A 26590-nucleotide genomic window follows, 5' to 3' on the forward strand; every position below is an offset into this window, starting at 1 on the left:
TCAGCCCTTTTCGCTGAGCGACTTCAGGTCGTATACGAGGGCGAGCGCCTCTTTCGGGGTCAGCTCGTCTGGCCAGACCTCTGCCAGGCGGTCCCTGAGGGGGGCCTCTGGTGTGGCGGGCGTGGACATGGGGGGCGGCGTGGTGCTGAACAGCGGCAGGTCGTCGATCAGCGCCTTGGCCTTGCCGCCCTGGCCCCGGTCGCCTTCCTCCAGCGCGGCGAGCACGTCGCGGGCGCGGGCGACCACGGCGTCCGGCAGGCCCGCGAGCTTGGCGACCTGGACCCCGTAGGAGCGATCGGCGGCGCCTTCGCGGACCTCGTGCAGGAAGATGACCTCGCCCTCCCATTCGCGCACAGCAACGGTGGCGTTCCTCAGGCCCTTCAGGGTTTCCGACAGGGCCGTCAGTTCGTGGTAATGGGTGGCGAACAGCGCGCGGCATCGGTTTGCGTCGTGCAGGTGTTCCAGGGTCGCCCAGGCGATGGAGAGCCCGTCGTAGGTGGCGGTCCCCCGGCCGATCTCGTCCAGGATGACGAGGGAGCGGGGGCCTGCCTGGTTCAGGATCGCGGCGGTTTCCACCATTTCCACCATGAAGGTGGAGCGTCCGCGCGCCAGGTCGTCCGCTGCGCCGACGCGGCTGAAAAGCTGGTCGACGATGCCGATATCCGCTGCATCCGCAGGCACGAAGCTGCCGGTTTGCGCCAGCAGCGCGATCAGCGCGTTCTGGCGCAGGAAGGTCGATTTACCGGCCATGTTCGGCCCTGTCAGCAACCAGACGGGACGCGCCTCGTCCCCGTCGGCGCTGAGCGTGCAGTCGTTGGCCACGAAACTGCCGCCGCCGCTGCGCCGCAGCGCCTGTTCCACCACCGGGTGCCGCCCGCCGGTGATCGCAAAGTCGCGGCTGTCGGTGATCCGGGGCCGGGACCAATCCTCGGCCGCTGCCAGTTCCGCCAGGGCGGCTGTATGGTCGAGCATGGCCAGCGCGCGCGCGGTTTCCGAGATCTGCGCCGCGCGGGCCAGCACGGCCTTGCAAAGCTCGGCGAAGATGGCCTGTTCCAGGTCCAGCGCGCGGCCGCCGGCGTTCAGGATGCGGGTTTCCAGCTCGGACAACTCGACGGTGGTGAAGCGTACCTGGTTGGCCGTGGTCTGGCGGTGGATGAACGTGTCCGACAGCGGTGCGGCCATCATTTTGGCCGCGTGGGAGGCCGGGGTTTCGATGAAGTAGCCGAGCACGTTGTTGTGCTTGATCTTCAGAGCGTTGATGCCGGTGGTCTTGACGTAGTCCGCCTGCATGCCCGCGATCACGCCGCGCCCCTCGTCGCGCAGGCGGCGGGTTTCGTCCAGTTCCTCGTGATAGCCGGTGGCGACCAGGCCGCCGTCCCGCGTCAGCAGGGGCGGCTCTGCCACCAGCGCCTGGCCGAGCAGGTCGATCAGCGCGTCATGGCCGGACAGGCGCGCGTGCGCCTCGGAAAGCTCACCCGGCAGCGGATCGCGCGCCAGGCGAGCGCCGAGGGTTTCGGCCTGTTCCAGGCCGTTTCGGACGGCGGCCAGGTCGCGCGGGCCGCCACGGCCAAGGCCGAGCCGGGACATCGCGCGCTCGATATCCGGGGCCTTGCGCAGGGCGGTGCGCACGTCTGCGCGCAGGGCCGAGTCCTCGACAAAGGCGGAGAGGCTGGCGAGCCGGTTGTTGATCACAGAAATATCGGTGGAGGGGCTGGTCAGCCGGGATTCCAGCAGCCGTGCGCCGGGGCCGGTGACGGTCCGGTCGATGGCGGCCAGCAGGCTGCCGTCGCGCCCGCCGGACAGGGCGCGGGTCAGTTCCAGGTTGGCCCGTGTCGCGGCGTCGATCTGCATCGTGCCGCCGGCGCGTTCCACGTGGGGCGGGCGCAGCAGGGGCATCCGTCCGCGTTGCGTCAGGTCCAGGTAGTCGAGCAGCGCCCCGATGGCGCCAAGCTGTGCACGGGTGAAGGTGCCGAAGGCGTCCGGCCCGTCGACGCCATAGGCTTCGGCGATGCGGTGCCGGGCCGATTTGCTGTCGAACGCGCCGGAGGGGCGGCGGGTCAGGGTGATCCCCATATCCTCGGCCAGGGTGTCGGGCAGGCCGGTATTCTCGCTGACCAGAAGTTCGCGCGGGGCAGTCCGGGCCAGAAGCGGGCTGAGGGACAGCGCGCTCGCTTCTGTTACGGTCAATTCGCCGGTGGAGACGTCCACCCAGGCGAAGGCGGCCTCATCCCGCACTTCGGAAAAGGCGGCGAGGAAGTTGTTCGCGCGGGCGGACAGCAGGCTGTCCTCGGTCAGGGTGCCGGGGGTGACGAGGCGCACGACGTCGCGGTTCACCACCGCCTTGTGGCCGCCACGCTTCTTCGCCTCGGCGGGGCTTTCCAGCTGCTCGCCGATGGCCACGCGGAAGCCCTTGCGGATCAGCGTCAGAAGGTAGCCTTCGGCGGCATGGTGGGGCACGCCGCACATGGCGATATCCTCACCCTGGTGCTTGCCGCGTTTCGTCAACGCGATATCGAGCGCGCCCGCCGCGGCCACCGCGTCGTCGAAGAACAGCTCGTAGAAGTCACCCATCCGGTAGAACAGAAGCGCATCGGGATAGCGCGCCTTGATCTCCAGATATTGCGCCATCATCGGTGTGGCGTCGCCCGATTTGCTCACCCGTGGTCCCCCTGCCTGTTGGCGCGGATCATAGCGGCGGCGGCGGGCAGGTAAAAGGCCCGGACGCTCAGCTTTTCTCGGTTCCGCGGGCCAGCAGGCGCTGCATCGCGGGGCGTTTTCGCAGGGACTTCAGGTAAGCGCCGAAGTCGCCGCCGGGCAGCGGGAATTTCCGGCTGAGCGCCCAGCCCGCGCAGTGGCTGAGCACGATGTCGGCGATGGTGAACTCGGCCCCGGCAATGAAGGGGGCGTCGCCTTTCATGTCCTCAAGCGTTTTCATGGCGCGGGCGAATTCGTACTGCGCCGTTTCCTCCATGCCGGACAGTCGCTTGTCCTCGGGCAGGACGAAGCTGTGCTTGCTGGCGGCCCAGAGGGGGGCGTCCACCTCGGTCAGGATGAAGTTCATCACGCTGTCCTGCCGGGCGCGGGCGAATGTGCCCGCCGGGGCGGTCAGCTTGCCATTTGCGTCGGCAAGATAGGTGATGATGGCGATGGAATCGCTGATCGGCCCCTCATCGGTGACAAGGACAGGGACCTTGCCGGTGGCGTTCAGCGCGGTCACCGTATCGCTGCGCGGCCGGGCGGGGTCATGAGTGTAGTCGAGGCCCAGTTCCTCCAACGTCCAGAGGACCCGGAGGGTGCGGGTCAGGGGGTGGCCGATGACGGTGTACATAGCGCTATCCTCGTCTGTGCTCGATGGCGATACGCATCATCAGGCGTTCCACCAGCGCCGCGGCGGGCACCGGGCGGGCCGAGCGCAGAGCCAGGTCCGTATCCATGATCTGACGCAGGACGTTTTCCAGCCGGCGGCTGCCCCAGTGCCGCGCCTGGCGCACCATCTTGTCCCGGCGCGGGCCGAAGACCGGCGGGCGCGCGCGTGTCAGTGCCTGTTCCGGGCCCTGGGGATGGGCGGCGGCGGCGTGAAGCTGGCGGAAATAGCGGTTCAGCGCGATGCAGATGCTGACCGGCGTGGTGCCTTGCGCGGCCAGTCGGGGCAGGGCAGCGCAGAGCGCCTCGGTCGCGCCATCGGCGGCGTGGTTGATCACGTCGTCAAGGTTGGCGTCGCCCAGCATAGGGGCCACGGCGGCGACGTCGTCGGAATCCACCGGCGTATCCTCGGAAAGCTTGTAGAGCGCCAGCTTTTCCATGGTCTGGCGCAGATCACCCGGGTCGAGTGTTTGCGCAAGGGCATACAGATCGGTTAGCGCTGGCTGCGAGACTTGAGTCAACCCGGCGCGTTTCAGGGCGGCCTCGATCTCCTCCCGGCCCGGGGGGTCAGTATAGATCGGGGCGGCGTAGGCGTTCTTCGCCCCCTCGAAAAGCTTGCGCAGTGGTGAGCGGGGCGTGAGCTGCCCGGCGGTAACCACGAGGAAAGCATCGCCCGGCGCCCAATCCTCCAGCGCGGCCTTGACGGCGGGGGCGGTGCCGTCGCCCGCTTCCTCCAGCAGGACGGCGCGGGGGCCGGGGAAGAAGCCGACGGCCTTTAGCGCGTCGGTAAGGGCGGCCGGATCGCCGCGCAGGTCGGAGCCGGACAGGCGGGTGAGGCGCATCTCTGCCTCGCCCTTGGGGCCGATGATGGTGGCGATAAGGTCCTGGCGCTTCAGCGCGGTGCGCATCGCGTCGGGGCCGTAGAACAGCACCCCGGCGGCGGACAGGTCCGGCGTGGCAAGGAAACGGGCCTGCTCGCGGCCGCCGAGCTTCATGGGGCGAACTCCGCCGCCGAGGCGGCAAGGCGCAGGATGATCCGGTCGGCCAGGGCCACGGCCAGGCGGCGGCGGGCGTCTTCCTCTGCCGCGCGGGTGGCGAAGGGCGAGGCGACGGCGGAATAGGCGGTGGTTTCGCGCACCGATCCGCTGGTCAGGGTCGTCCCGGTGGTCAGGCTTTCAAGCCGGTAGTCGGCGCGCGCGTTCAGGTTGAAGCGCGTGATCGAGCGGTCGCGGCGGATCGCACGCTCCACCTCTTCCACGTCGCTTTCGATGGCCAGTTCATAGGCGGGAGCCGATGCGGGGCCAAGCCGGGTCACCAGCCGTTCGCGCATGGCGAAGCCAAACAGGCCGGGCAGCACCGGCACGTCGACCTGTCCTTGCAGGGCGCGGGCCGGGGCGCTTTCGCCGTAAAGCGGTTCGAACCCGCAGGCGGACAGGAGCGGTGCCGCCACCGACAGGGCGGCGGCACGTTTCAGGAAGGTCCGGCGGTCACACGACCACATTGACGATACGCCCGGGCACGACGATCAGCTTTCGCACCGTCTGCCCGTCCAGGTACTTCTGCACCGTCGCGTCGGCCAGCGCCATTTCCTCCACCTGTTCCTTGGTGGCGTCGGCGGGGACCGAAAGCTCGGCGCGGCGTTTGCCGTTGATCTGCACCGGCATGACGATTTCACTGACCACGAGCAGGCTTTCGTCCGCGACCGGCCAAGGGGCCTGGGAAATCAGCCCCTCCTGTCCCAGGTGCTGCCAGATCTCCTCTGCCAGGTGCGGGGTGACCGGGGTCATCAGGCGCGCCATGATCAGCATCGCCTCGCGCCGCGCGGGCGAGGGTTTTGCCTTGGCGATGGCGCCGGTCAGCTCATAGAGCCGGGCGACCGCCTTGTTGAAGGCGAAATCCTCGATGTCGGACGTCATGTCCTTGATCGTGCGGTGCGTCAGGCGGCGCAGGCTGAGCGCCTCCTCACCCTCGGAGGTCGAGGGATCGTCGGCGCTCTGGCTGACTTCGTCAGCCAGGCGCCAGACCCGCTGCAGGTGCTTCCAGGCGGCGTCCGCGCCGGCGGCAGTCCATTCCACGTCCCGTTCCGGGGGACTGTCGGACATGACGAACCAGCGCGCAGTGTCCGCGCCGTATTGCGCCACGATGTCCTTGGGGTCGACGACGTTCTTCTTCGACTTGGACATCTTGATGATCGGCCCCACCTCGACAGCCGATCCGTTGGCCAGGGTCGCCCCTTCCTCGGTGCGGATGACCTGGTCGGGGCTGTGCCAGATGCGGGACCCGGACGGGCCGGGCGTGGAGTAGGTTTCGTGCGTGACCATGCCCTGGGTGAACAGCGCGTTGAACGGTTCCACCGCGTCCTTGGGCAGGTGCCCGGTCCGCTGCATGGCGCGCGCGAAGAAGCGCGAGTAGAGCAGGTGCAGGATCGCGTGCTCGACCCCGCCGATATACTGATCGACGTTCATCCAGTAGGCTACGTCGTCCGCTTCGGTCGGGGTGGTCGCACGGGGGGCGGTGAAGCGGGCGTAGTACCAGGACGAGTCCACGAAGGTGTCCATCGTGTCCGTTTCGCGCCGCGCCGCGCCGCCGCAGGACGGGCAGGTGCAGTCGCGGAACGTCGGGTGCCAGTCCAGCGGGTTGCCGGGGCGGTCAAAGGTGACGTCCTTGGGCAGTTCGATCGGCAGGTTTTCCTTGCGCTCGGGCACCACGCCGCAGGCGTCGCAGTGGATCACCGGGATCGGGCAACCCCAGTAGCGCTGGCGGGAAACGCCCCAGTCGCGCAGGCGGAACTTGGTCTGGCCGGTGCCAAGGCCCTTGGCTTCCATCCAGTCGATGGTTGCGTCGATCGCCTCCTGCCCGGTGGTGGTGGTGATGCCGGCGAAGTGGTCCACGTAGTCCACGGTTTCCGTCTTGGGCGGAACAAGCGCTTCGGTTCCGACGTCCGCTGTTTCGCCGGGCATGTGGAAGGCGTTGGCCACCGGCAGGTCGTATTTGCGCGCGAAGTCCAGGTCGCGCTGATCATGCGCCGGGCAGCCGAAGACCGCGCCCGAGCCGTAGTCCATCAGGACGAAGTTGCCGACCCAGACCGGCAGCGTCTGATCCGCGAAAACCGGGTGCTTCACGGTCAGCCCGGTGTCAAAGCCGCGCTTCTCGGCCTTTTCCAGCGCTTCTTCCGAGGTGCCGGTGCGGCGGCATTCCGTGTTGAACGCGGCGAGGTCGGCATTCTCTGCCTCAAGCGCGCGGGACAGCGGATGATCGGGTGAGATCGCTATGAAGCTGGCGCCGCGCAGCGTGTCGGGGCGCGTGGTGTAGCACAGGACGGAGTCATGCCCAGGCAGCGGCGTGCTCAGCTGGAACGGCAGTTCCAGCCCGCGGCTCTTGCCGATCCAGTTGGCCTGCATCAGGCGGACCTTCTCGGGCCAGTCCTCCAGCGTGTCGATGGCGTCGAGCAGCTCGTCCGCCATGTCCGAGATGCGGAAGAACCACTGGGTCAGTTCCTTGCGCTCGACCACCGCGCCAGAGCGCCAGCCGCGGCCGTTTTCGACCTGCTCGTTGGCGAGCACGGTCATGTCCACCGGGTCCCAGTTCACGACGGCCGTCTTACGGGCCACCAGTCCGGCGTTCATCATGTCGATGAACAGGGCCTGCTGCTGACCGTAGTACTCGGGGTCGCAGGTCGCGAACTCTCGGCTCCAGTCGATGGACAGGCCAAGCGCCTTGAACTGGCCGCGCATGGTGTCGATGTTCTGGTACGTCCAGTCGCCGGGGTGCACCTTACGCTCCATGGCGGCGTTTTCCGCCGGCAGGCCGAAGGCGTCCCATCCCATGGGGTGCAGAACCGCAAAACCCTGCGCCGCCTTGTAGCGGGCAACCACGTCCCCCATCGTGTAGTTGCGCACGTGCCCCATGTGCAGCGCGCCCGAGGGGTAGGGAAACATCTCAAGAACGTAATACTTGGGCTGGTCGGGGTTGCGGCGTGCTTCGAACACCCCGGCATCATCCCAGGCCTTCTGCCACTTGGGTTCAACGGCTTGCGCGTTGTATCGACTCATCTTTTCTTGCTTTCGCCATTCGGTTCACTGCCAGGCGCAGTGCTTCGGTGTCTGGTTTCGCCGGGGCGGGACGTCAGCGTCTGTCCGCGGCGACCGTCAGTTGCCGTGCGCGTGTCAGGATCGCATCCTCGATCTGTTCGGCCACGGCATCGGTCACGGCAAGCGCGCGTCCGCCGGACTGCCGGAACACCGCCACCCTGAGCGAGCGGGCCTCCAGCGCGGGACCGGTGACGTAGACGGTCGAGCGGTACACCCCGCTGCTGCCGTTCACCCGCCCCCAACCGGTGGAGATCACGCCCGAGAACGGGTCCACCGCTTCGAGCGGCAGGAACGACAGAACGTCGAGCGATGCGGTCCAGAGGTACTTGTTGACGTTGATTTCCCGGCTGGTGTCATTGCGACGGAACAGGTCCAGGATCGATTCCCGTTCGGCCTGTGCCGCAAGCGGGGTGTTCTGGCGCTGGCGTTCGACATTGTCGCGCCGGGCGCCCTCATCCCCCGAGCAGGCAGACAATGCCAGCACGGCGGCCATGGCGGCGAGTATCGATTTGCCCCGTTGCATCATGCGCACTCCCGAACTTGTCCCTATATATAGACGGCTCTCAGGGTGTATCGGCTGCCCCATGCCGGGACAAGGGTTTTCCCCTGTCGCATATAAAGGGGTGGTTTTTGCATATGTGACATCGTTGCATCATCTTTTGCCCATCGAAAACCCATGCAGGGGGTTTGCTTGATTCTCTGGCCCATTACGCGCAATTACATCCTCGTACTCTACCGGGTGGGCCTGGATAGCGGTGCACCTTGAAACTTAGTAACTTGAGGGAAAACGATGAAAAACGTTCTCTTCGCGACCTCGGCCCTCGTCAGCGTAGCTGGCGTAGCACTGGCAGACGGTCATGCTGGCGTGGCTCTGAGCGGCTCCGCCGAAATGGGCATCACCTATCTGGACGCCGGTGGTGTTGATAACACCGAATTCCACAACGACATCGACGTGACGTTCACGCTGTCCGGTGCGACCGAAAACGGTCTGACCTTCGGCGCGTCCATCGACCTGGACGAAGCTGACGGTGGCGCAGTCATCGAATCCGCCAACTCCGTGTTCATTTCTGGTTCCTTCGGCACCCTGTCCATGGGCGACGTTGACGGCGCCTACGACAAAGCTCACATCGAGCTGCCCGCTGGCGGTCTGAACGACGAAGCTGACCAGGCATCCGGTGGCGCTGGCCTCGACGGCACCTCCGATGGTGAGATCCTGCGTTACGACTACACCTACAGCGACTTCACCGTTTCGGCATCGCTGGAGCTGGAAGGCACGGGCGCTGGCGGCGGTACCGTTGACAACATCTACGGCGTTGGTCTGGCCTACTCGGGCGACCTCGGCGCAGCATCTGTCGGCGTTGGCCTGAGCTTCCAGTACACCGAGACCAACGACGCGGTCCTCGGCAACGGTGAGCACACTGCAATCGGCGTTTCCGCATCCGTTGGCTTCGGCGACTTCGGCGTTCAGGGTACCTTCCAGACCTTCGATCAGCCCGCTGGCACCACCGACATCTTTGGCGGCGGCGCAACCTACTCCTCCGGCGCGATCGGTGTTGGTGCAGCTTACGAGCGCACCGAGCGCCCGACGTCCGAGCAGGACCTGATCCAGGGCTACATCACCTACGACCTGACCGGCGGTGCCGAACTGGTTGGTGCAGCTTCCTACATCGACGACTCCGTGACTGGCGAAACGACTCGCGCTGGCTTCGGTCTGGGCCTGTCCTTCTAATAGGACCGACCTTGTCGCAAGACAGAGAGAGCGGGCTTCGGCCCGCTCTTTTCTTTTGGATGCACCATATTTTCCGGGTGCATCAAGGCTGAGGGCGTTGCGTACGCCCCCGTTGGTTACGGGCGCAACCTCACACAAGGCGCCACGGGGCTGAGCCAGCCCGCGCCGTGCCCACCTGCGTTTCCCTTTAGCAAATCCCTTGATGCTCAGTGCGCGCGGACCCGAAGCGGGCTGTCCTCTTCGGAGACCGCGAAGCCGTCAACGCAGTCCGCAAGCCGGGCGCGCAACGCGGCGCTGTCGCCCTGGGCGATGATCTGCGCCAGGTCTGCCAGCAGGCGATCCGTCTCCGCCTCCGAAAGCTGGGACTCGGCGGCGCGCATGATCTTGGGGTGCGGCGTGGCGATCACGTTTTCCCCGATCAGCAACTCTTCGTACAGCTTTTCACCGGGTCGCAGACCCGTGGTCACGATCTCGATCTCGCCATCGGGGTTGTCCGCATCCCGCACCGTGAGGCCCGACAGGTCGATCAGGTTCCGCGCAAGGTCCATGATCTTCACCGGCTTGCCCATGTCCAGAACGAAGACATCCCCGCCCTCGGCGAAGGACCCGGCCAGCAGAACCAGCTGTGCCGCCTCCGGAATGGTCATGAAGTAGCGCGTGACGTCGGGGTGGGTCAGGGTAATCGGGCCGCCGGCCGCGATCTGCTGGCGGAACAGCGGAATCACCGAGCCGGACGAGCCGAGCACATTGCCAAAGCGCACCATGGTGAAGATCGTCCCCGGCGCGCGCACCGCCATATCCTGCACGATCAGCTCGGCGGCGCGCTTGGTGGCCCCCATCACGTTCGTCGGGCGCACCGCCTTGTCGGTCGAAATCAGGATGAACCGCTCCACCCCCGCCGCTGCGGCCGCCTGCGCCAGGCTTGCCGTGCCGAGGATGTTGTTCTGCGCCCCCTCAAGGGGGTTCGCCTCGACCAGGGGTACATGTTTGTAGGCGGCGGCATGCAACACGATCTCCACCCGGTAGCGGCTGAGCGTTTCCTGCACCCGCCGCCGGTCGGTGACCGAGCCGAGCACTGGGATGATCTCGGGCAACTCACCGCCGAGCGTGCGCAGCTCCATGTCCATGGCGTAAAGCGCGTATTCGCCCTGTTCGTACAGGATCAGGCGCGCGGGCCTGGCGGCGATTACCTGCCGCGTAAGTTCCGACCCGATGGAGCCCCCCGCCCCCGAGATCATGACCGTCTTGCCGGTATAGGCCGCCGCCACCTCTGGCGAGGACAGGTCCACCGCTTCACGCCCCAGCAGTTCATCGGGCGAGACGGGGCGCACCTGTTCTGACAGCGCCCGCCCGTCCAGCAGCTCGGTGATGGAGGGCAGAGTCTGCACCGACAGCCCGGTTTCGGCCAGGACACGCAGTTTCTGCCGCCGGATCGCGCCCGGAATCGACGGCATCGCCAAGATCACCTCCTGCGCGCCGGTCCGCTTGGCGATCTTCTCGATGTCGGTGGGCAGGAAGACGCGCAGACCCGCCACCTCCACCCGGCGCAGGGAGGGGTTGTCGTCGAGGAACCCCACCGGAACGACCGTGGCCGAGTTGCGCAGGGCTGCCACGAGCTGTTGGCCGGCCCCGCCCGCGCCATAGATCAGCACCGCCTTGCGCGGTGCGCGGCGGCCCTGGATTCGGTCGATCAGCCCCAGCAGCGTCAACCGGCTGACGACAGCGAGGATCAGGAAGACTCCGGCCCAGATGCCGGGCGCGGACCGCGGCTGGCCATAGTCGAGGAAGCTGTTCAGCGCCGCGATGGTCAGCGCCATGATCAGCGCGAACTGCAACAGGCGCATCAGCGCGCGCTGCTCGAAACTGCGCAGCACGATGCGGGGAATCCCCATGATCCAGCTCAGCAACATCCCGATGATCGGCGTGATGACGTAAAGTCCGAACCCCGGCTCAAGGAAACGCGTCGGCCAAAGCTCCCCCACGCGCAATTGCAGCGCGATGATCAGGGCAAGCAGCATCCACAGCCCGTCGAGCGCCAGCAGAAACAGCGCTTTCTGAGTCCGGGACAGGGAATCGTGCAGATGTTCCATAGGCTCCTTGTTCGTGCTTGCGGCCCTGGCCATGTTCTACGCAGTTTCCCGAAGAAGATGGCGGATTTTTAACGGATCGCACGGAGTTTTCGCCCATACCCGCCCCATGACGCGACCCGAACACCGAAACACCGCCCCAATCCGGGCCCAGTGGCGCTGCAATCCGTGGCCAAATGGGCGCGCATTGTCGCACGATCGGCCATTTGGCGCAGTGGCTTTGACCTCGCCATGCCACGCTGCTAGACGACCGGCAACGCCCTACAGTTTCCTAGGACTCCATTCATGAAAAACAACAATACAATGCCGATCTCTGAACTGTTCGTATCTTACGACAGTGCCGAGAAACTGAAAAAGGAAGCGGGTGATCTGCTTTCCTGGGACCTGACTCCGCGCCAGATCTGTGACCTTGAACTGTTGATGAATGGCGGCTTCAACCCGCTGAAGGGATTCCTGGGCGAGGAAGACTACAACAGCGTCGTAGAAACCATGCGCCTGGCCGACGGCAGCCTCTGGCCGATGCCGATCACGCTGGACGTCAACCAGGACTTTGCCGACAAGATCGAGCCGGGTCAGGACATTGCGCTGCGCGATCAGGAAGGCGTCATTCTGGCGATCCTTTCGGTATCCGACAAGTACACCCCCAATAAATCGCGTGAGGCCGAGAAGGTCTTCGGCGCGGATGACGACGCGCATCCGGCGGTGAACTACCTGCACAACATCGCAGGCCCCGTCTACCTGGGCGGTCCGGTCACCGGCATCCAGCAGCCGATCCACTATGATTACCGTGGCCGGCGCAACACCCCGAACGAGTTGCGCGCATACTTCCGCAAGATGGGCTGGCGCCGCGTCGTAGCGTTCCAGACCCGCAACCCGCTGCACCGCGCGCACCAGGAACTGACGTTCCGCGCCGCGAAGGAAGCACAGGCCAACCTGCTGATCCACCCGGTCGTGGGCCTGACCAAGCCCGGCGATATCGACCATTTCACCCGCGTGCGCTGTTACGAGGCGGTGCTGGACAAGTACCCCAGCTCCACCACCTCGCTCAGCCTGCTGAACCTGGCGATGCGCATGGCCGGCCCGCGTGAGGCGGTGTGGCACGGCCTGATCCGCGCCAACCACGGCTGCACGCATTTCATCGTCGGCCGCGATCACGCGGGCCCGGGCAAGAACAGCGCGGGCGAGGATTTCTACGGCCCCTACGACGCGCAGGAGCTGTTCAAGGAATTCCAGGGCGAGATCGGCGTCGAAATGGTGGACTTCAAGCACATGGTCTATGTGCAGGAAAAGGCCCAGTACGAACCCGCTGACGAGGTTGAGGAAGGCATGACCGTCCTCAACATCTCCGGCACGGAACTGCGCCGCCGCCTGTCCGAGGGGCTGGAAATCCCCGAGTGGTTCAGCTTCCCCGAGGTGGTGGAAGAACTGCGCCGCACCAAGCCGCCGCGCGCGAACCAGGGCTTCACGGTGTTCTTCACCGGCTTCTCCGGCTCGGGCAAGTCGACGATCGCCAACGCGCTGATGGTCAAGCTGATGGAACTGGGCGGCCGCCCGGTGACGCTGCTCGACGGCGACGTGGTGCGCAAGAACCTTAGCTCCGAGCTGGGTTTCTCGAAAGAGCATCGCGACCTGAACATCCGCCGCATCGGTTATGTCGCCTCGGAAATCACCAAGAACGGCGGGATCGCCCTGTGCGCGCCGATCGCACCCTACATGGCGACGCGCCGCGCGGTGCGTGAGATGATCGAAAGCTACGGCACTTTCGTCGAGGTGCATGTCGCCACCTCCATCGAGGAGTGTGAAAAGCGGGACCGCAAGGGTCTTTACGCCTTGGCGCGGGCGGGCAAGATCAAGGAATTCACTGGTATTTCCGACCCCTATGAAGCCCCCACCAACGCCGAGTTGGTGATCGACACCGAGAACACCGATGTCGACAACTGCGCGCACCAGGTGTTGCTGAAACTCGAAAGCCTTGGCCTGATCGCGGGCTGATCCTCGGGATCATGCGAAGCCCGCCGCCCGAAAGGGCGGCGGGCTTCTGCGTTTTCAAGCATTGGGCAGATTGCCACTTTTCCTCACGCCGCAATGCCCTAATGTCTGGAACAGGGATCGTGGGGTGAAAATCGTGCCAGCGCGCAAAGTCTTGAATGTCGTTTTCCTCGCCGGGCTGAGCCTTGCGGCCGCCGTGGTGCCTGCTCAGGCCTTCGAGATTTTCGGCTTCAAGTTCGGCGAAGACGCCGACACCGCCCAGGTCGAGGTGATCGACCCACTGGCGTATGAGGTCACCTTCGACATTGCCAGCGATAGCAGCGCCATGCGCAGCGGGCTGCGCCAGTCCACCAGCCTGTGGACCGGCCGCGACACGCCTGCATCGGGCTCTGCTGGGCTGATCTCCTCGGCGCAGGGGGATTACCGCGCGCTTCTGGCGGCGCTTTATGCGCGCGGGCATTATTCCGGTGCGATCTCGATCCGGATCAACGGCCAGGAAGCGTCGAGCCTTCCCCTGACCCAGACCCTCAGCGTCCCTGCGCTGGTCGAGGTGCGGATCGATCCCGGCCCGCAGTTCAAATTCGGCCGGACCGACTTCATCAACCCGGCCCCGCGCCATTCCGTTCCGCTTGAGACCCCCGCCCAAGACCGTTTCGTGCTTGGCGCGCCGGCCCGGGCCGACGTGGTCGACGCTGCCGGAGAGGAGGAAGTCACCGACTTCCGCTATGCCGGCTATCCCAAGGCCCGCGTCGCCGAGCGCGAGGTGATCGCGGATCACCGCCAGAACGTGCTGGACGTGACCATCCGCATGGATCCGGGCCGCGCCGCACGTTTCGGCGCCGTGGGCGTCGGGCAGACCGGCGGGATCGACCCGGAATTCATCCGCTACATGGCCGATATCCCCGAAGGCGCGCCATTCAATCCGGCCGCCATCGAACGCGCGGTGAGCCGACTCAATCGCCTGCGCGTGTTCCGCGCGGTGCGCGTCGAGGAAGCGGAAACGATCAACCCGGACGGCACCCTGCCGCTGACCATTGAAACCGTGCCGCGCAAGGCGCGCCGCTTCGGCGTGGGCGCGACGCTTTCCTCGATCGAGGGGATCGGCGTCGAAGGCTACTGGCTGCACCGCCAGATCGGCGACCGGGCCGAACGTCTGCGCTTCTCAGGCTCCGTCGCGGGCATCGGCGCGGAATCCAACCCGGAAAATTACGACTATGCGCTAGGCGTGAGGTTCACGCGCCCCGGCACGTTCGATCCGGACAACGACCTTGTCCTGGAAGCCAATGTGAAGCAGGAGGTGTTCGAGACCTATCTCGAGCGCACCCTCGACGGCAGCGTCGGACTGACCCGGCGCTTCAATGACCGGCTCGAAGGGTCCGTCGCCTTCGCGCTGGCCTATTCCGAGATCGAGGACGATTTCGGCAAGGAACGTTTCCTGATCTCCTCGCTGCCGGTCGAGCTGACCTATGACAAGCGGGACAACGTGCTTGATCCGACGACCGGGTATTACATCAGCGGAGAGTTGCGCCCGTTCTACGAGGTGGAATTCGAAACCCTCGCCCTGCGCGCCGAGATCGAGGGTCGCACCTATTTCGAGCTGGTCGAGGATCGCACCGTCATCGCCCTGCGCGCGGCCTATGGCGGCCTGTTCGGGGAAGACCTCGGCAACGCGCCCGCCAGCCTGAAGTTCTTCACCGGGGGCGGCGGATCGGTGCGCGGCTATGCCTACCGCTCTATCGGACTGGATTTGAACGGGGACACGATCGGCGGGGAATCCAAGGTCGAAGGCAGCGTCGAGCTGCGCCAGCGGTTCGGCAACAGCTTCGGCGTCACCGTCTTCGCGGACGCGGGGCTTGTCAGCGCCTCGGCCTTTCCGGACGGGGACACGGACCTGCAGATCGGCGCCGGGGCGGGCATTCGCTATTACTCCGGCCTTGGCCCGTTACGCCTTGACCTGGCAACGCCCATCGATCCGCGCGACGGGGACCCGAACGTCGCCGTCTACATCGGCATAGGGCAGGCATTCTGATGCGGTTTCGCGCTTTCGCCATCATCGGACTCGCCGCCACGCTTTGCCTTGGCACCCCCGCGTTTTCCCAGACGGAGGAAGCCGAGGAAAGGGAAGACAACGGCTTCCTGATCGGGCTGGTGGAGGATCAGCTTTCCACCGAGTATCGCAAGATCCGCCTGTCCGGCGTGGAGGGCGTCCTGTCATCCCAGGCCACGGTCCGTCGGATCACCATTTCCGACCCCGAGGGCGTCTGGCTGCAAATCGACAACGCGGTGATCGACTGGAACCGCCGCCGCCTGGTGCTGAGCCGAGAGCTGTCGATCAACAGCATCGGCGCGGAAAAGATCACCATCAAGCGCAACGCGATCCCCGAACCCAGTCTGCCCGAACCGGTCGCCACCCCCTTCGCCATTCCCGAACTGCCGGTTTCCGTCGCCATCGAGGCGCTGCGCGTGGACAAGCTGGTCCTGGGCGAGCCGGTCATCGGCCTGGCCGCCGAGATCCGCGCCGAGGGCGGGCTGACCCTTGCGGGCGGTGCGCTGGAAACCACGCTCTCGATGGAGCGGCTGGACGGGCCGGGCGGCAATTTCGACCTGACCGCCAATATCGGTGGCGACCCGGTGAACGTGGATGTCCGTCTGATCGCCTCGGAGCCGGAAAACGGCGTGTTCGCCGAGCTTTTGGACATTCCCGGCCGCCCCCCGGTCGAGGCGCGCGTCAGCGCGAGCGGAACACTCGACGATTTGCAGGCGGACCTGGATTTCAGCGCCAACGGGCAAAGCCTGCTGGACGGGCAGATCACCGCGCAGGGGCAGGATGATGGCGGGCGGGCCTTCACCGTCGCGCTGGCCGGGCGGCTTCAGTCGCTGATCCCGGAGGAGTTTCACGCCTTCTTTTCCGAGGAAAGCCGGATCAACGCCGTGGGCCGCCAGCTGCCTGAGGGGGGCGTTTCGCTCGACCGGCTGACCGTGGAAAGCGGCGGCCTGTCGCTGGCCGGATCGCTGCGCACCGCGCCCGACGGTTTCCCGCAGGCGCTTGAGCTTGACGCGCAGATGGCCCCGGCGGACGGGACGCGGCTGATCCTGCCGGTGGGTGCTGGGGAAACCAGCGTGACTGGCGCGACGCTGCGGCTGTCCTACGGCAACGGCTCTGCCTGGAACGGGGCGCTCAGGATGGACGGGCTGGACCTGGGCGACGTCGGGATCGGCACTATCGATGTGCAGATGGACGGGCTTGCGCAGAACCTCGCGAATGCCGAGGCGCGGCGCGTGACAGCACAGATCGACGGCCTGGCCACCGGCTTCAGCGCCGAGGATCCGGCGGTGCTGGACGCGCTAGGTGAGCAGATCGCGCTTGATATAGATATCGACTGGTCCGCCGGGGAACCGATCCGGATGCCCCTTGTCCGCCTTGCGGGCAACGGGATGAACATCGGGTTCGGCGGCGCGCTCGACGGCGCGCGGCTGACCGGCAAGGCCGAGATCGCGGTGGACGACCTTGGTGTGCTCGCCGCGGTCAGCGGCCGGGACCTGGCGGGGTCCTTCCAGACCTCCGCCGAGGGGGAGGTCAACCTCCTCTCGCGGGGGTTCCGCCTGTTGCTTGACGGCAGCGCCGGGGACCTGGCCCTCGGGGTGGCGCAGCTCGACCCGCTGCTGCGCGGCGTCACCACGCTGGAGGGCCAGTTGGTGCGCGACACGCGCGGCTTCGAAGCGGATGACTTCCGCCTCGGCAACGAGCAGGTCCAGATCACCGCGGACGGTATCTATGCGCCCCAGGGGACGGACTTCGAATTCGAGGCCGCGCTGACGGATCTCGGGCTTGTCACCGACGCCGGGTCTGGCGCGCTGACGCTGACGGGAACCGCCGCCGGGGGCACCGACTCCCTGTCACTGTCCACCGCCTTGCTGATGCCCGAAGGCCGGCTTCAGGGCCGCGAGGTGCGGAACATGCACCTTGCGATCGACGCGACCGGCGCGCGGCTGGACAGGCTGAACGGGCAGATCACCGGGAACGCGGCGCTCGACGGAACCCCGGTCGAGCTTGGGGGACAGTTTTCCCTTGCCGACGGGGTGCAGCGCCTGAAGGGCTTCAGCTTCCAGCTGGGCCGGACCGAGGCGGGCATGACGCTCGCGCGCGGTGCGGACGGGCTGATCGCGGGCACCGTCTCGTTGTTTTCGCCGGATCTGTCCGAGCCTGCCGCGCTGTTCCTGACCGAGGCGTCGGGCGGGGTGGACGCGGAAATCGTCCTGTCGCGCAGCCTTGGCCAGCAACGGGCGGACGTTGACGCTTTGGCGCGTAACTTGGAAGTGGCAGGCGCGCGGCTGGGCCGGGCCGACATCGATGTGATCGTCACCGACCTGTTCGGCCTGCCGCTGGCCGACGGGACGGTCAGCGCCCGAAGGGTAGAGGCCGCCGGTCAGCGGCTGGAGCGTCTGGACGTCGCGCTCGCCCGTGCCGACCAGTCGATGGACGTTGAAATTGACGGCGCGTTGGACGGCGACACCTCGTTCGACCTTGCCGGGCGGCTGGAGAACTTGCGCCCGGGGTTGCAGCTCGACCTGTCCCGCTTGACGCTCGATACGCGGGGCGAGGACGCGGTGCTGATCCAGCCCTCGCGGGTGGTGATGCGCAATGGCGCGATCGACCTTTCACCGCTGCTGCTGTCTATCGGCGATGGCGGGCTTCAGGCCTCGGGCCGGGTGGGCGAAAGGCTTGAGCTTGATTTCCGCCTGTCGCAGTTGCCGCTGGGCATCGCGAACGCGGTGGTCGACGGGCTTGGCCTGACGGGCCAGGCAACCGGGACCGCCTCGCTGACGGGGACGCCCGGTGCGCCCAACGGGGCCTTCGACCTGGCCATCCTCGGCGTTGGTACGGACGAGACCCGCCGCCTTGGCCTGCCCCCCGTGGACCTGCGCGCAGAGGGTCAGACCGTGGGCAACGCCGTTACGGTCGAGGCGGATTTCAGCGCAGCGAACGCGCTGGCGATCAACCTTGCCGGGACCGTTCCCTTCGACCCGCAGGCGCGCACGCTGGACCTGTCCATCGTGCTGGAACAGCTCGACTTGGCGACGTTCGACCAAGCGGCGGGATCCCAGGGCCTGACCGGGCGGCTGACCGGCACAGCGGACGTAACCGGGGCGACCGGCGATCCGCGCGCCGTTTTCGCGCTGAACAGCCAGGGCCTTTCGCTGCGCGCCAACCGCGAGATCGGGATCGCCAGCGCCGACCTGGTCGTGAACGGCAGCTACGCCAGCGGCGCGCTGGTGCTGGACCAGGCGGACATACAGGGCCCCGCCGGGATGAACATGACAGCCCGTGGCCGGGTGCCCTTCGCGGGCCCGGGGCTGAACCTGTCCGCCGCCGGGCAGGTTCCGCTCGGGTTGGCGAACGTGGTGCTGGCGTCGTCCCAGTCCCAGCTGGACGGAAGCCTGTCCTTCGACGTCACCGCGCGGGGGCGGCTCAGCAATCCGCAGGTGAACGGCCAGTTGACCGTGGCGGGCGGCACTTTCGTCAATGCCCCGGCGAACCTGCGGCTGAACGGGATCGACGTTGCGGCCAGCCTGTCCGGAACACGGCTGACCATCTCGCAGGCGGGGGCGACCTCTGCGCAGGGCGGGGCGCTGAACCTGCAGGGGTTCATCGACATCAATCCTGCCCAGCGGTTTCCGGCGAACCTGCAACTCGGCTTGCGCGACCTGGTCTACACCGACGGGGATATCCTGACCGCCCAGGTCAGCGGAGACCTGGCGCTCGTCGGCCCGATCACCGGGGCCGGGTTGCTCAGCGGAGAGGTGAACCTGCGCCGCGCCGAGATCTCGATTCCCTCCAGCTTCGGCATCAACGCCGGGGTGCTGCTGGACGTGCAACACCGCGCCCCACCGCGCAACGTGCAGCTGACGCTGGACCGCGCGGGGCTGAACGAACCGTTGGAGCGTGAGCGCGCCTCGGCCCCCATGGGACTGGACATCCTGGTGCGCGCGCCGAACCGGATCTTCGTGCGCGGCCGGGGGATGGATGCGGAACTGGGCGGCGAGGTCCGTGTCCGGGGTACGCTGGCTGATGTTCAACCCGTCGGCGCGATCGAGATGATCCGCGGGCGGCTGTCGATCCTCGGGCAGCGCTTCGACTTCGACGAGGGTACGATCACGCTCGAGGGGAACCTCGTGCCGCGCCTGCGGTTCGTGGTGGAAACGGAATCCGCGGATGGCACGACTATTTTGATCACCGTTTCCGGCCCCGCGACCGATCCGCAGATCACTTTCACCTCGTCACCCGACCTGCCCCAGGACGAGGTTCTGGCGCAGTTGATCTTCAACCGCAATGTCTCGGAACTGTCGGCATTCCAGATCGCCCAGCTTGCGGGCGCGGCGGCGACCCTGGCCGGAGGCGGGGGCGGCGGCGTCGCCGGTCAGTTCCGCTCGGCCATCGGGCTCGACAACCTCGACATCACGACCGGCGAAGAAGGCGAGGTCGGCGTGCGCGCCGGGGCCTATATCAACGACAACCTCTACCTGGATGTAGAGGCGGACAGCGCCGGGGATTCCAAGGCGACCATCAACCTGGATATCACCACCGGCGTGCGCGCCCGCGCCAGCGTGGACAATCGCGGGGAAAGCACGGTTGGCATCTTCTTCGAGCGCGACTACTGATCTCCGCCGGGGTCCGCGATTTCGAGGTACGCGATATTCCCATTCGGTTTCCTGTCGTTTCGCTATAGGTCTTGGGTCGGAAACGGACAGGAATAACGAACCGTGATCAATCTGCTGAACCCCTACCTGACCGTCGGACGGATGGTTTACCGCCGCCCGCGCTACCGCCTGCACGACTGGTGGCGCGTGCTGGTGAAGGTCGGCGTCGGCATCGGAGAGAAGCGCCTGTCCCTGATGTCCGCCGGTGTCGCCTTCTTCGCGATGCTGGCGCTGTTTCCGGCCATCGGGGCGACGATCTCGCTGTTCGGGATCATCGCGAACCCGATCGCCGTGCAGCAGAACATGGAACTTCTTGAGCCGATCATCCCCGACCAGGTCTATGCGCTGATCAACCAGCAGGTCAGCTCCGTCGTCTTCGCGCCGCCGCAGGCGCTGGGCCTTGCCTCCGGCGCCAGCCTTCTGCTTGCCACGTTCAGTGCGCGGGCCGGGGTGAACGCCATGCTGCTGGGCCTGACCGCGATCACGCGCGACACCGGGCAGCGCGGCTATTTCCTGAACCTGGTCGTGGCCTACTCGCTGACGTTGCTGCTGATCATGGTCACCTTGCTCAGCGTCGGCACGGTGGTGATCCTGCCCACGGTGCTCAGCTATTTCCCGCTGGGCGGCTGGACCGAACGCCTGGTGGACGCCTTGCGCTGGGGAACGGCGCTGTTCGCGGTGGTGATCGGGATCGGGGCGCTGTACCGCTTCGGCCCCGTCCGGCCGGCGCGGCGGATGCCGATGTTCACGCTGGGCAACATGGTCGCTTCCGTCCTGTGGGTGTTGGTGTCGCTGGCGTTCTCGCTCTACCTTGGGAATTTCGCGAATTACAACCAGGTCTACGGCTCGCTCGGGGCGGTGGTGGCGCTGTTGATGTGGTTCTACCTGAGCGCCTTCGTGGTGCTGCTCGGGGCGGAGCTCAACATCGAGATGGAGGCCCGCGCAGAGGAACTGATCCGCCGCCGCAACCCGGACCTGGACCGGCTGATCGACTGAACCGGGCTGCGCGGAAAGCCATTTTGCGCCGACAATCCCCCCGCAACCCCTGTGATGCTTGACTTGCGCCGCGCCGCGAACCCGGTCATGTTGGCCGAGGGGAGAGAGCAACGCCGCGAAACAATTCGCGGCACGCCATACTGTGGGGACTTATGGCTTTAAGATATAATGCGAACCTTCAGGTCCAGTACCCGGAAGACACCCTTCTTGGGCAGGTGTCCGAGCAGACCCGCAACGCGCTGGAGTCCTGCTGGAAAGAGCGGACCTATTCCAGCGGTCAACTGATCCTCGATGCGGAAGCGCCGGCGGGGGACGTGCTGTTCCTGTTGCAGGGCGCGGCCCGGGTCGCGAACTTTTCCGCCAAGGGACGCGAGGTGTCCTTCTCCTCCATCGTGGAGGGCGACTGCTTCGGCGAGTTCGCAATGCTCGACGGTGCGCCCCGCTCGGCCAGCGTGCTGTCCATGGACAAGTCGCGCGTGGCCACGGTTCCGGACGCGCAGTTCCGTGGCCTGCTGGCGCGCCACCCTGACTTGAGCATGGCGCTGATGCGCCGCCTGGTCGAGAAGCTCCGCGATCTGACCCGCCGTGTCAGCGAGTTCACCGCGATGCGCGCGGACGACCGGATCCGCCTGGAAATCTTGCGCCTGTTCCGCGGCGCAGAGGCTGAGGACGGCACCGCCCTTCTGGAATCCCCGCCCACGCAGGCCGCGCTGGCGGCTTTCGTCTTCACCAACCGCGAAGCCGTCGCACGAGAGATCGGGCGCATGAAACGCAAGAAGCTGATCGAACGCCGGGGGCGTGCGCTTTACACCCCGAGCGTCGATATGATCGCGGAATACCAGGAAGCCGAAGCCGCGGAATAGCCCGCGCCGCGCGCTGAAAGTGCAGCGCGCTTTACCTGACCTTAACCACGGCACGGCATAACTCCTTCGCGTTGCGCTATCCCCGGGGATCGCGCCGCGCCCTTCAATTCGAGACTGGTTTCAACAGCTGGCCCGCCGCTGCGGGGCGTCGCCCCGTGCGGGGAACGGGACGGCCTATTCGACAGGATTTCCATGACAAACCCATTCAGCCGCCGTGCCTCCTCGCTTTCCGGTCCGGGCACCGACTACAACCCAGTCACCCCCGACGACGCTACCGACCTGCCCGATGTCGCCGCGTCGCTCTACGTCGAGGGGGCGGGCACCGTCGCCTTCATTAGCGTGAAGGGAGAGAGCCGCAGCGTCGCCGTACCCGATTTCGGTTGGATCATCTGTGGCGTCGCCCGCGTGCTGGCCACCGGCACCACGGCGACCGGGATCCATGCCGTGGTGGTCTCATGAGGTTTGCACCGGGACTGACGCTGACTTCCGCCCCGCGGCTGACGCCGCGCGGGCCCGGCGGGCGGGTGGTGCCGGACGGCCTGCTGACGAAACCGGCCGCGCGGCTGGACGACCTCTCGCCCTGGGTTCTCGACCCGGACTGGAGCGATGCAGGCGGCAAGGTGGTGAAGGCGCCAAGCAGCGTGAAGCGCAACGTGACCTGTGATGTCGCGATCCCGGCGGGGGATATCTGGGTGGCCTATACCCAGAAGGACGCCTCCGCAGGCTCGCTCTCGGTGCAGCTGCTCGATCCGTTCCAGGCATCGCCGTTTTCCAACGGCATCGCCGCCCAGCACGTCGCGCGGTTCACCGGAAGCGGGTTCGGCAAAGTCAGGCTGACCGCGAACAACGCATTCGACGGCGCGCTCGAAGATGTGCAGGTCGTCGACATGACGTCCCTGCTGGCGCAGCCTTCGGACATCTACATCGCCGCCGGGCAGTCGCTGATCGCGGCGGAAGCGCAATCCGGGCCCGTGGATCCCGACCTCGACTACTGGGTCAAGCGCTGCCTGTACATGCCGGGCAACACCAGCGGCACCTACGGCACGGTGGTCGGAGAGGTCGCCGCCGCGACCGGCCCCCTGCAGATGCGCCAGACCAGCCACGGCGTCAGCCCGGCGCTGAGCTTCGCGCGCGAGATCGAGAAATCCACCGCCGCCGGGCGCACCGTGCTGATCCTGGCCTGTGCTGAGGGCGGCAGCCGGATCGTGGGGAGCGATGCGGAATGGAACCCTGCGGGCACCGTCGGCGATGGCAGATCGCTTTACGCCCAGATGCTGGCCAGCGCACAGGTGGCCCTAGCCCGCACGCCGGGCAGCCAGATCAAGGGGCTGCTCTGGGGGCAGGGGGAAAGCGACCGCTCGCTGGTGATGGACACCAGCTACCCGCCGGCCTTCGCTGCCATGGTCGCGCAGCTGCGCAGCGACCTTGCGCTGCCCGCGCTGCCGGTGATCCTGCTCGGCCCGATGCCCGACGACACCGCGCCCGAACAGCCGCTTTTCCTGCAAACGCAGGCGCGGCTGGACCAGGACAGCGGGCATCCCACCGCGATTCCGGGGGTGCACTACGTCGCGCGGCCCACGGGCTACATGTCCGGCGACGGCACCCATCCCGTGCCCGAGGGTAACCGCATCGCGGGGCGGCTGGCGGCGGCGCGCTTCCTGTCGGAAGGGTATCTCTGAGCACGGGTGACAGCCTGCCAACTGGGCCAGGGCAGGCTGTCACGCCCGAGCATGGTGCAAAGCTGCTCCATGTCCGCGGCGAAGCCCCGCGCCAGATGCGCGCGCAGGGCGGCGCCGGGCGGCGGGATCACCTGGCGCAGCGGCAGCGCGTTCCAGCGCAGCAGGTGCGACAGGCCCGGTGCGTTCCGCGCGGCGTCCCGCACCCCGTCCAGGCGCAGGGCCGAAAGGGCGCGCCCGCCGGAGCGCAGCACATGCCGCAAGGTGGCGCTGCGGGCGCGGTCGCTGACGTTCCGTGCGCCCCGGCCGGCAAGGGGCAGGGGTTTGTGCGGCAGACCGGCGAAGTCCAGCAGCGCCGCCCACGCGGCAAAGGGGTCGGCGCGGATGTCCTCAGCCAGCAGGCACAGGCGGGCGCTGTCCGGAAAGGAATCGACCCATGGCCGCAGGGCGCGGGCGTAGTGGCCCTGCTCCAGGTAGCTGGGGTTCGCGTCGAGCGCCGCCTCGAAAGGGATCGGCGGGATATGGCCCCGCGCCACCTCGTGCAGGTGGTGGGAGTAGGCCCGCTCCACCGGGTCACGCAGGGTGCAGATGATCCTCGCGTCCGGCGCGAAGGCCGCCACCCGCCCCGCCGCCGCGGGATGGGCGAGGTAGGAGGGCGAGTTCTCCACCCGGCAGGGGGCGGATGCGGGCCATTGCCCCGCGTACCAGCGATAGCCGCGATCAAAGCGCGCGCTGAAGAAATCCAGCTCCTTCCGCGCCGGGGCGGCAACCCCGGGATGGCGCGAGAGCACGTCGAACACCCAGGTGGAGGCGCATTTCTGCGCCCCGATCCCGATCAGGTAGCGCGGCGGCGTGGTCATGTTGCGGACCTGCATCCATAAAGATTAACGAAAACTTTAGGGATCGGCGGCAGGACTGGGACATGCGCCAGGTATCCGCCCCCGCCACCACGACAGACGACCGCCAAAAAGGCGCGGGCTGGCCCGATGTGGTCATCGGTGTCTGCGTGATCCTGTGGATGGCGGAAGCCACGGCGCGCCTGCCGTTCCAGGGCGCTTGGGTCGCCACGATCTATGCCGTGGTGCTGTGCCGGATGCTCCTGCGCAGTTCCGCGATCCTCGGCGCGCTGCCTGCCGCCGCACCCGCGCTGCCCTTCGTGGCGCTCTGCCTCTTGTCGAGCCTCTGGTCCCCGGTGCCCGAGGTCAGCCTGATCGCCGGCGTGCAGCTTGCCTTTACCGTGCTCTGCGGCGCCTGGCTTGGCCAGACCTTCGGACTTGGCGGCCTCGCGCGGTTGCTGACGCTGGCGCTGATCCTCGGAATGATCGGCTCCGCCCTGAACCTGGCGGGGCTCAGCGCGCCGACCCATGCGCGCGAGGGGGGCTTCCTCGGCATCTACCTCAACAAGAACGCGCTGGGCCAGCGGGCCGCGCTGCTGGTCTGGACCCTGGTGTTCCTGCTGCAGACCAGCCCGCGCCCGGCGGCGCGGCTGGGCTGGGCCTGCGGGCTGGCGCTGGCAATCTGGATGCTGGTGCTGAGCGCGTCGGTCAGCAGCTGGGCCATGGCGCTGGCCGGGGGCGGCGCGCTTGTCTTGCTCGGGGTGCGCCGCCGTGGCGGCACCCAATGGCGGATCCTGGCGGTCGGGCTTGCCACCCTCGCCACGGCCGCGGCGGTGGCGCTGCTGATGTCCGGCACGGACCCCGTAGTCTGGCTGCTGGAGGCCACCGGCAAGGACGCCACGCTGACCGGGCGCACGCTGCTCTGGTCCATCGCCTGGGAAGAAGCGCGCGCCGCACCCCTTTCGGGCCTTGGCTACATGGCGTTCTGGGCCGACCCGGCCAAGGCGCAGGACGTCATGCTGATCCGCCTGATGTTCGGGCCGATGGTTTCGGCGTTCCATAACTTCCTGCTTGAAACGCTGGTCGCGCTGGGCCCTGGCGGCGTGGCGGCGATGCTGGGCTTCCTCGGCCTTTGCGCGGCGCGGCTCTGGCGGCTCGGGGCGGGGGCGGCGCGCAGCTGGGCGATGGTCAGCCTGCTGGCTTTCGTCACGCTCTCTGCCCTCGGCTCGTCCCTGTTTCGCCCGCATGAGATCACGCTGCTGCTGGTCACGGCCCTGCTCGTGGCCGCCGGGGCGCCCCGGCGCGCTCATGAGCGGCGCCGCGCATATTCACGGCTGTGGCGGCCGATGACGGCATCGCAGTAACCCGCGCCGCGCGCGACGATGCGCAGCCCATGCGCCCAGGCCGGGTGCCCCGTGGGCGCCAGCGGCAGCGCAAGCAGGCTCATCGCCCCGCCGACGCCGATCCGCAGAAGCCCGCCGAACGCGCAGCGCGCGCGCATCGGCCAGCCCCCGCCGGACACTTTCAGCCGCGCGTTCGTCTGCCCGGTCCGCCGCCAGCGCCGCCACAACCAGCGCGCGCTGGCGCGGTAGGGCGGAATCCGCTCATCCACCGCCGCGGCGGCGCTGAAGGTCAGGTGGCCGCCATGCTTCTGGTACGCCTCGAAAAAGGCGGTATCCTCGCCCCCCGTCAGATCGAACAGCGGGTCGAAGCGCAGGTTCCCCGCCCGCACCGGCGCAAGCTCGATCAGCGTGTTGGAGGTGCAGCCGAAGCGCATCGGGGCGTGGTGTGCGTGGGCCAGTTCCAGGAACCGCCCGCGGGTCAGCCAAGCCGGCGGAGGCGTGACGAAACGGGGCCGCACCGCGCCGATGCTCGCCATTGCCCCGGTTGCCCGCAGCGCGGACAGATGCGCGCACAGCCAGTCCGGGTCCGGAACCTCGTCGTCGTCGATGAAGGCGAGGTAGCGCGCGCCGGTCACCAACGCCTGCTCAAGCCCGGCGTTGCGCGCCTGGGCAAGGCCCCGGCGCGGCTCATGCAGAATGTCGAGCGGCAGGGGGTGGCGCACCTGCCAGTCCGCCAGCCGCGCAAGGGACATCCCCTCGGGCGAGTTGTCGACCACGACGATCCGCGCGGCGATTCCCGGCGGCACCTGCAGATCGCACAGCGCGTCGAGCAGCGCGTTCAGCCCCGCTGGGCGGCGGAAGGTGGCGATGGAAATGACCACTTCCTCGGGGGTCGTCTTGTTGTTCATGTCAGGCCCT

18 protein-coding genes are annotated in these 26590 nt (G+C 67.3%); 9 read left to right on the forward strand and 9 right to left on the reverse strand.

Annotation, left to right across the window (positions count from 1 at the left end):
* From mutS to DJ029_RS03240, 6 genes are all read right to left on the reverse strand, one after another.
* Window positions 1-2631, reverse strand: coding sequence for a DNA mismatch repair protein MutS (mutS, locus tag DJ029_RS03215; RefSeq protein WP_112321328.1), 2631 nt, complete (start codon window positions 2629-2631; stop codon window positions 1-3).
* A gap of 94 nt (window positions 2632-2725) precedes the next feature.
* Window positions 2726-3328 carry a glutathione S-transferase family protein gene (locus tag DJ029_RS03220; protein WP_112320869.1) on the reverse strand — a complete coding sequence of 201 codons (603 nt, stop codon included), beginning with the start codon at window positions 3326-3328 and terminating at the stop codon, window positions 2726-2728.
* Window positions 3329-3332: 4 nt separating this feature from the next.
* Window positions 3333-4358, reverse strand: coding sequence for a DNA polymerase III subunit delta (gene holA, locus DJ029_RS03225; RefSeq protein WP_112320870.1), 1026 nt, complete (start codon window positions 4356-4358; stop codon window positions 3333-3335).
* Window positions 4355-4864: an LPS assembly lipoprotein LptE gene (lptE, locus tag DJ029_RS03230; RefSeq protein WP_112320871.1), complete on the reverse strand. Its 510-nt coding sequence runs from the start codon at window positions 4862-4864 to the stop codon at window positions 4355-4357. The genes holA and lptE overlap by 4 nt, the downstream gene beginning before the upstream one ends.
* Complete coding sequence (leuS, locus tag DJ029_RS03235; protein ID WP_112320872.1) at window positions 4851-7415, reverse strand: leucine--tRNA ligase; 2565 nt, start codon at window positions 7413-7415, stop codon at window positions 4851-4853. Before leuS ends, lptE begins: the two co-directional genes overlap by 14 nt.
* 73 nt (window positions 7416-7488) lie before the next feature.
* On the reverse strand, window positions 7489-7980 hold the full coding sequence (locus DJ029_RS03240) for a DUF3576 domain-containing protein (protein ID WP_112320873.1): 492 nt from the start codon (window positions 7978-7980) through the stop codon (window positions 7489-7491).
* Window positions 7981-8244: 264 nt separating this feature from the next.
* Between DJ029_RS03240 and DJ029_RS03245 the strand changes: the two genes are divergently transcribed.
* Window positions 8245-9183: a porin gene (locus DJ029_RS03245; RefSeq protein WP_112320874.1), complete on the forward strand. Its 939-nt coding sequence runs from the start codon at window positions 8245-8247 to the stop codon at window positions 9181-9183.
* Window positions 9184-9389: 206 nt separating this feature from the next.
* On the opposite strand, the gene DJ029_RS03250 is transcribed toward DJ029_RS03245, so the two are convergent.
* Window positions 9390-11273 (reverse strand): polysaccharide biosynthesis protein, encoded by a 1884-nt coding sequence (locus DJ029_RS03250; RefSeq protein WP_112320875.1) that lies wholly within the window; start codon window positions 11271-11273, stop codon window positions 9390-9392.
* A 282-nt stretch (window positions 11274-11555) separates the two neighbouring features.
* Between DJ029_RS03250 and DJ029_RS03255 the strand changes: the two genes are divergently transcribed.
* The 7 genes from DJ029_RS03255 (at window position 11556) to DJ029_RS03285 (ending at window position 23496) form a co-directional block, all read left to right on the forward strand.
* Window positions 11556-13262, forward strand: a complete 1707-nt coding sequence (locus DJ029_RS03255; protein ID WP_112320876.1) for a bifunctional sulfate adenylyltransferase/adenylylsulfate kinase — start codon at window positions 11556-11558, stop codon at window positions 13260-13262.
* Window positions 13263-13386: 124 nt separating this feature from the next.
* Window positions 13387-15288 (forward strand): autotransporter assembly complex protein TamA, encoded by a 1902-nt coding sequence (locus tag DJ029_RS03260; protein ID WP_112320877.1) that lies wholly within the window; start codon window positions 13387-13389, stop codon window positions 15286-15288.
* A complete protein-coding gene (locus tag DJ029_RS03265) occupies window positions 15288-19919 on the forward strand; it encodes a translocation/assembly module TamB domain-containing protein (protein ID WP_112320878.1) in 4632 nt (1543 codons plus the stop codon). Before DJ029_RS03260 ends, DJ029_RS03265 begins: the two co-directional genes overlap by 1 nt.
* 102 nt (window positions 19920-20021) lie before the next feature.
* Window positions 20022-20954, forward strand: coding sequence for a YihY/virulence factor BrkB family protein (locus DJ029_RS03270; protein WP_112320879.1), 933 nt, complete (start codon window positions 20022-20024; stop codon window positions 20952-20954).
* Window positions 20955-21106: 152 nt separating this feature from the next.
* Window positions 21107-21817, forward strand: coding sequence for a Crp/Fnr family transcriptional regulator (locus DJ029_RS03275; RefSeq protein WP_112320880.1), 711 nt, complete (start codon window positions 21107-21109; stop codon window positions 21815-21817).
* A gap of 192 nt (window positions 21818-22009) precedes the next feature.
* The gene (locus DJ029_RS03280; protein WP_112320881.1) at window positions 22010-22276 is read left to right on the forward strand and encodes a spike base protein, RCAP_Rcc01079 family; all 267 of its coding nucleotides are present in this window, start codon (window positions 22010-22012) and stop codon (window positions 22274-22276) included.
* On the forward strand, window positions 22273-23496 hold the full coding sequence (locus DJ029_RS03285) for a sialate O-acetylesterase (RefSeq protein WP_112320882.1): 1224 nt from the start codon (window positions 22273-22275) through the stop codon (window positions 23494-23496). The genes DJ029_RS03280 and DJ029_RS03285 overlap by 4 nt, the downstream gene beginning before the upstream one ends.
* Here the strand turns inward: DJ029_RS03285 and DJ029_RS03290 are convergent.
* Complete coding sequence (locus DJ029_RS03290; protein ID WP_157966245.1) at window positions 23400-24353, reverse strand: sulfotransferase; 954 nt, start codon at window positions 24351-24353, stop codon at window positions 23400-23402. The two genes, DJ029_RS03285 and DJ029_RS03290, sit on opposite strands and share 97 nt — an antisense overlap.
* Window positions 24354-24415: 62 nt before the next feature.
* Between DJ029_RS03290 and DJ029_RS03295 the strand changes: the two genes are divergently transcribed.
* Window positions 24416-25693: an O-antigen ligase family protein gene (locus DJ029_RS03295; RefSeq protein ID WP_112320884.1), complete on the forward strand. Its 1278-nt coding sequence runs from the start codon at window positions 24416-24418 to the stop codon at window positions 25691-25693.
* Here the strand turns inward: DJ029_RS03295 and DJ029_RS03300 are convergent.
* Window positions 25636-26580 (reverse strand): glycosyltransferase family 2 protein, encoded by a 945-nt coding sequence (locus DJ029_RS03300; protein WP_112320885.1) that lies wholly within the window; start codon window positions 26578-26580, stop codon window positions 25636-25638. The two genes, DJ029_RS03295 and DJ029_RS03300, sit on opposite strands and share 58 nt — an antisense overlap.
* Window positions 26581-26590 lie beyond the last annotated feature (10 nt).

This window comes from Oceanibium sediminis, assembly GCF_003265325.1.
Classification (GTDB): Bacteria; Pseudomonadota; Alphaproteobacteria; order Rhodobacterales; family Rhodobacteraceae; genus Halovulum; species Halovulum sediminis.

What these genes read in the sequence shown, in the direction of transcription:
- DJ029_RS03250 (WP_112320875.1), bottom strand. Translation starts at nt 11,273, where the DNA reads ATGGAACATCTGCACGATTCCCTGTCCCGGACTCAGAAAGCGCTGTTT.
- DJ029_RS03255 (WP_112320876.1), top strand. Translation starts at nt 11,556, where the DNA reads ATGAAAAACAACAATACAATGCCGATCTCTGAACTGTTCGTATCTTAC.
- DJ029_RS03285 (WP_112320882.1), top strand. Translation starts at nt 22,273, where the DNA reads ATGAGGTTTGCACCGGGACTGACGCTGACTTCCGCCCCGCGGCTGACG.
- DJ029_RS03220 (WP_112320869.1), bottom strand. Translation starts at nt 3,328, where the DNA reads ATGTACACCGTCATCGGCCACCCCCTGACCCGCACCCTCCGGGTCCTC.
- DJ029_RS03275 (WP_112320880.1), top strand. Translation starts at nt 21,107, where the DNA reads ATGGCTTTAAGATATAATGCGAACCTTCAGGTCCAGTACCCGGAAGAC.
- holA (WP_112320870.1), bottom strand. Translation starts at nt 4,358, where the DNA reads ATGAAGCTCGGCGGCCGCGAGCAGGCCCGTTTCCTTGCCACGCCGGAC.
- DJ029_RS03265 (WP_112320878.1), top strand. Translation starts at nt 15,288, where the DNA reads ATGCGGTTTCGCGCTTTCGCCATCATCGGACTCGCCGCCACGCTTTGC.
- mutS (WP_112321328.1), bottom strand. Translation starts at nt 2,631, where the DNA reads ATGATGGCGCAATATCTGGAGATCAAGGCGCGCTATCCCGATGCGCTT.
- DJ029_RS03280 (WP_112320881.1), top strand. Translation starts at nt 22,010, where the DNA reads ATGACAAACCCATTCAGCCGCCGTGCCTCCTCGCTTTCCGGTCCGGGC.
- lptE (WP_112320871.1), bottom strand. Translation starts at nt 4,864, where the DNA reads ATGTGGTCGTGTGACCGCCGGACCTTCCTGAAACGTGCCGCCGCCCTG.
- DJ029_RS03245 (WP_112320874.1), top strand. Translation starts at nt 8,245, where the DNA reads ATGAAAAACGTTCTCTTCGCGACCTCGGCCCTCGTCAGCGTAGCTGGC.
- DJ029_RS03240 (WP_112320873.1), bottom strand. Translation starts at nt 7,980, where the DNA reads ATGATGCAACGGGGCAAATCGATACTCGCCGCCATGGCCGCCGTGCTG.
- DJ029_RS03290 (WP_157966245.1), bottom strand. Translation starts at nt 24,353, where the DNA reads ATGACCACGCCGCCGCGCTACCTGATCGGGATCGGGGCGCAGAAATGC.
- leuS (WP_112320872.1), bottom strand. Translation starts at nt 7,415, where the DNA reads ATGAGTCGATACAACGCGCAAGCCGTTGAACCCAAGTGGCAGAAGGCC.
- DJ029_RS03300 (WP_112320885.1), bottom strand. Translation starts at nt 26,580, where the DNA reads ATGAACAACAAGACGACCCCCGAGGAAGTGGTCATTTCCATCGCCACC.
- DJ029_RS03295 (WP_112320884.1), top strand. Translation starts at nt 24,416, where the DNA reads ATGCGCCAGGTATCCGCCCCCGCCACCACGACAGACGACCGCCAAAAA.